The organism is Pseudonocardia terrae, from assembly GCF_021343995.1.
GTDB lineage: Bacteria > Actinomycetota > Actinomycetes > Mycobacteriales > Pseudonocardiaceae > Pseudonocardia > Pseudonocardia terrae.
Window position 1 is genome coordinate 1 of record NZ_JAJTTE010000120.1, and the last position, 4,606, is coordinate 4,606.

A 4,606-nucleotide genomic window follows, 5' to 3' on the forward strand; every position below is an offset into this window, starting at 1 on the left:
GCGAGGGAGTGAGGGTGGTGCTCCCCCAGCACCCGGATGGTGTCCCGCAGAACCCGTGAGCTCTCCGCGAGCGCGGCGGTCACCCGCCCGGCCGTTCCCACGACCCACACCAGCTGCTCCCGCGTCGCCAGGGTGTCCGTATCACCGGGCCCGTAGACCCGTTCCCGCACGGCGTGGATCTCCTCCAGCTCCGCCTCGGCCGACGTCAGCCGCCCGTTCAGCGCCTCGACGACAGCAGAGCCGTGCCGGATCTCCAGCACCAGCCGGTCCTCGTCGCCGAGGACCAGGGCGGCGTGCGGACCCAAGCGCAAGAACCGGGCCCGGGCGTCGGCGAGCCGTCCCCGTCGGGTCACGACCCTGGCGAGGTGGTATCGCGTCGTCAGCGTGGCCAGGTGATCGTCTCCGAGCACCCGCCGGCGGTCGGCGAACAGGGCCTGCAGCTCCCGGTCCGCCGCCTGCACCCGCCCGCTGCGCAGCAACGCCCACGCCCGGTACGAACGGCTGTCCATCGTGTGCGGATGACTGGACCCGAGCACGTCCCGCCGGCTCCTCACCACCCCTCGCAGGTCCTCCTCGGCCCTGCGCGCGTCGCCCAGCGCCAGGGTGAGCTGGGCGAGCGTGTGTCGGGTGCGCAGAGTGCGGGGGTGGTCGACGCCGAGCACCTTCTCCTGGTCGGCGAGGAGGTCGGAGTAGGCGTCGACGGCGTCGTCGAAGCGCAACTGCCGCATTGCGACCCAGGCCTGCCGCACCCGGACCATCAGGGTCATGGAGTGCGTCGCGCCGAGGGTCTCCTCCAACTCCTGCCGCAGCGCGGCGAACACAGGGTACGGGCCTCCTCGAGCCCGTCCTTGCCGAACGCGTCCTGCGCCAGCAGGCAGCCGAGCCGGTAGCGCGAGTTGTGCACGTCGATGTGTGCGCGGGTGTCGTGCACCTCTTCCCGCAGCCGCACGAGCGCGCGCAGTTCCTCCTCTGCCTCGACCGGGTTGCCGGCCATTCCCGTCACCCACGCAAGCCGATGCCGGGTCGCCAGGGTTTCGGGGTGGAGGGGGCCGAGCAGCTCGGTCCGCTCCACGAGCACCCCGATCAACCGGCGCGCGGCGGCGTCGAGCTCGCGCTCCTCCGCGAGCACCCAGCCGAGGCGGTCGCGCGCCGAGAGCGTCGACGCGTGCCCGCGCCCGTGTACCCGGATCTTGTCCGCGACCACCCGACGGATCAGCACCTCCGCCCGCTCGAGATCGTCCTCGACGGCCGCGGCCGACCATGCCCGCGTCTGCCGCGCCTCGAGACGGGCGGGGTGATCGTCGCCGAGGGCCTCGGTGAGGGCGATCGCCTGGTCGAGTAGCGCGAGGGCGAGCGGACTCCCGTCGGCGCGGACGAGTCGGCTGACGACCCGATTCGCGAGGACGAGCACAGCGGCGCGCTCGGCGTCGGACGCGTCGAGAGGTAGGGTGTCGAGCAGCTCCTCGGTGTGTGGATGCAGGCGCATGGCCGCAGGCCAGTCACCGGGCAGCCCGGGGTCGAGCGCCTCCGCGGCGATCGTCAGGGCCGCGGCGGCGTGGGCGTAGGAACCGGCCGGCGCGTTCCGGCGGGCCAGCTCCGCGAATCCGTGGTGCAGCTGCACCACGGTGATGCCGTCGGCCGCCTGACGACGGTCGAGCAGTCCCACCCTCACGAGGGCGTCGAGCGCCTCGGGGTCCTCGGGAACAGCGGCGGCAGGCAGGGGCTCGTCCGGGTGGAACCGGGCGAGCACGCCGAGCAGGCCCACGGCCCGGTCACGGATTCCACCTGGCACCGCGTCGAGGCAGACCTCGAAGGTGGCCGCGACGGCGTCGCCGCTCGGCAGCGCCCCGGGGTCCAGGTCCGCGAGCATCTCCTCCAGGCGCGCGGTGCCCCCCGACGCCGCGGCCTCGCCCGCGCCCCGTAGGGCCAACGGCAGGCCCCCGAGCAGCGAGGACAGCCGCTGGGCCGGCTCCGCCCATCCGCTGCGGGCGGGCGTGGGGAGCCGGTCGAGGACGATCCTCGCCCCCGACTGCGGGTCGAGCCCCCGCACGCGGTGGACGACCGCGTGCTCACCCCAGCTGTCCGGGTCGCCGTGGCGCGAGGTCACCAGCACCGTTCCGGCGGGGCTGCGCCGGGCCCAGGCCGGATGGCCCACCGCGTCCGGTCCGGCGTCGTCGAGCAGGACCACCCAGGGCTCGTCGGCGTCGTCGAGCAGGGTCCAGAGCGCCTCGGCCCGCACGGCCGGGTCGACGGGCCGCAGGGCGAGGTCGAGCCGGCGGGTCGGCGCGCCGAGGAGGCGTGCGACCCGACGCAGGCCGTCGCAGACGTCGTCGAGGTCGTGGGCGGTCACGCAGATCGCGCGGTTGCGCCCGCCGAGGTGCGCGGACACGGCGCGGGCGGTGGTCGTCTTGCCGAGGCCCGCCTCCCCGACCAGGACGAGCGCTGGCCCACCGAGTGGCCTGGCCTGCTCGATCAGTGAACCGACGAGCTCGCCGCGCCCGTGCAGGACCGGGAGCTCCTCAACGGGTGACACGATCTCGGCCGCGATGGTCACCGGGTCCGCCCCTGTGAGCCCGGAGAGCTGCCGAGTGCGCGCGGGCCCCGGCTCCCCCGTGCTCTCGGCGCGTGCCGCCTCGAAGAGCGCGCGGTAGCCGTCGTCCTCCCACTTTCCGCCGAGCAGGGTGACGACGCGTTCGGCCAGTCCGATGCGGACGGTGACGTCGCCGCTGAGCAGCCGGTGCACCGGCTGGTCGACCTGTCCGCTCGCGGTGAGCGCGCGGCGCAGCCACTCCTCGTCCCGCCCGGTCCACTCCAGCAGCGCGCCGAGCTCGCGCTGCCAGTCGGCGCCCGCACCGCCGGCGGCGGGGGCGACCTCGTCGAGGTCCTCCAGGACGTCGAGGGCGCGGAGGCGCCGCATGACGTCGGCGACGTCCGCGGCGGGGACAGCCGCGGCCAGCTCCTCGACGGGGCGCTCCGCCCACGCCTCGTGCTCCGGCGGCCGGATCGGGAACACGCGATCATCGCCCTCCTGACCGGGGGTGTCGAACGCGTTCATCAGCTCTCCCCTTCCGTACGCCGGCCGTACCGCTTCTTCCAGCGGTACAGCTGGTTCTCGATGACCTTGGGGCTGACCTGCAGTGCGCGTGCCGCGTCGGCCCAGCCTGCCCCGTCGTGGGTGAGCCGGTGGTCGACGGCGGCGCGCAAGGTGTCCGGCATGGTGCGGAGGAGCAGGTCGAGACGCCCGGTGGGTTGGTCGCGCAGGGCGTCGACGAGGTCGACCTCTGCGAGCCGGGCCTGCTCGCGGGCCTTCCGTGCCTCGGCAGCCAGGGTCCGTGCGACCCGGTCGCGCCCGCGCCGCCAGGCCGTGAGCTGCTCACCGAGGACGAAGTAGCACCGGGTCACGAGGTAGCCGGGCACGGCCCGCCCGCCGGGCCGCCACCGCCCGCCGACGACGTCGTGCCGTTTGAAGCGGGCCAACGCATGCGCCACGGTGGCGTCGAACAGCTCCGTCCGCTGGGCGCCGTCGGTGCGGAGCATCTCCCCGTCCTCCGGCGTGAGGCACAACGGGTGCAACCCGGCACGCCTGCGATGGACGTTGGCCTCTGTGACCAGGGCGTGTCGCAGGAACTGCTGGTGCAGGGTGGCCAGGGCGTAGCGGGCGAGGTGCTCGGCCATCCCGTCCCAGCCCGGCCCGCTCGCCCCGCACCCTCGCAGCACCGCGACCGCCTCCTCGTCGCCGATGCGACGCAGGAGGCATCGGCACCACTGATCCGGTTCCCGCTCTCGCTCGTGCACGTACACGGACGTCTCCCCGCAGGTGTTCGGGGCGTCCACCGCGCCGCCCGCGCCGACCTTTCGCCTTGCCGCGCACTCCGTCCTATGGCGTGGAGGACCCCGTCCCCCTCGCGCACCGCGAAAAAAGTGTGGGCAGACGTCCGACGCGTGCGGTGCCGGGCGATCACCCGACACCTACTTCCCCGGCCACCCCCACCGCGGCCGCACGACCACGATCAGCATCCGCTCCCGCCGCGGCGAGTCCCGCGCGACGATCACCTTCAGCGCCCCGCACGCCTCCGCGATCATCTCGGCCTGGGCGGCGAAGTCCGCCGGCGTGGTCCCCAGCCGGCAGAAGGCGGTGACGACGGCCGCGCCGCTCGGCCGGGCGTTGACCAGCAGCTTCAGGTTGCCGGACCGGTTCTCCAACCCGGCCCATATGCACCCGACGCGGACCCGGTGCAGCACGACCAGCGCGAGCACCTCCCTCGCCACCCGCTCGCGCGCAGGCCGGAGCAGGCAGGACAGCGCGACGGCTCCGAGGGTGGCGACGGGTGCGACCCACCCGAACTCGGACCAGAGAACGCCGAGCCCACCGAGCAGTGTCAGCTCACGTCACCAGCGGGTGAGGATGGCGCCGGGGGCGAACCGGAGCCGCCGTTCGGGCTCGAGTCGCCCGAGGTCGCGGGGTCGGCTCGGGACGGGCCGGCAGGACTCGGAGGGGTCGACCATCTGCGCCTCCACTCGACGCGACGGCCGGTGCGCCGTCGTGGAGTGCTAGGTGGCTGGTGTCTTTCGCGTGGCGGTCGCCCGGTCTGGCGGTCGGTTGCGG

The 4,606-nt window shown here is 74.4% G+C and carries 4 protein-coding genes; all 4 read right to left on the reverse strand.

All coding sequences use genetic code 11. From position 1 onward, the window contains the following. Positions 1 to 821: tetratricopeptide repeat protein (locus LWC33_RS34260; protein ID WP_233308869.1), on the reverse strand; the 821-nt coding region annotated here is incomplete at its 3' end. Then, positions 764 to 3,055 carry a hypothetical protein gene (locus tag LWC33_RS34265; protein ID WP_233308870.1) on the reverse strand — a complete coding sequence of 764 codons (2,292 nt, stop codon included), beginning with the start codon at positions 3,053 to 3,055 and terminating at the stop codon, positions 764 to 766. The genes LWC33_RS34265 and LWC33_RS34260, both read right to left, overlap by 58 nt. Further along, a complete protein-coding gene (locus LWC33_RS34270; RefSeq protein ID WP_233308871.1) occupies positions 3,055 to 3,717 on the reverse strand; it encodes a hypothetical protein in 663 nt (220 codons plus the stop codon). The genes LWC33_RS34265 and LWC33_RS34270 overlap by 1 nt, the downstream gene beginning before the upstream one ends. A 252-nt stretch (positions 3,718 to 3,969) precedes the next feature. Further along, a complete protein-coding gene (locus LWC33_RS34275; RefSeq protein ID WP_233308872.1) occupies positions 3,970 to 4,203 on the reverse strand; it encodes a hypothetical protein in 234 nt (77 codons plus the stop codon). Positions 4,204 to 4,606 lie beyond the last annotated feature (403 nt).

Bases quoted from the DNA above. Each gene is read 5' to 3' on its own strand.
- LWC33_RS34265 (WP_233308870.1), bottom strand. From the start codon at position 3,055: ATGAACGCGTTCGACACCCCCGGTCAGGAGGGCGATGATCGCGTGTTC.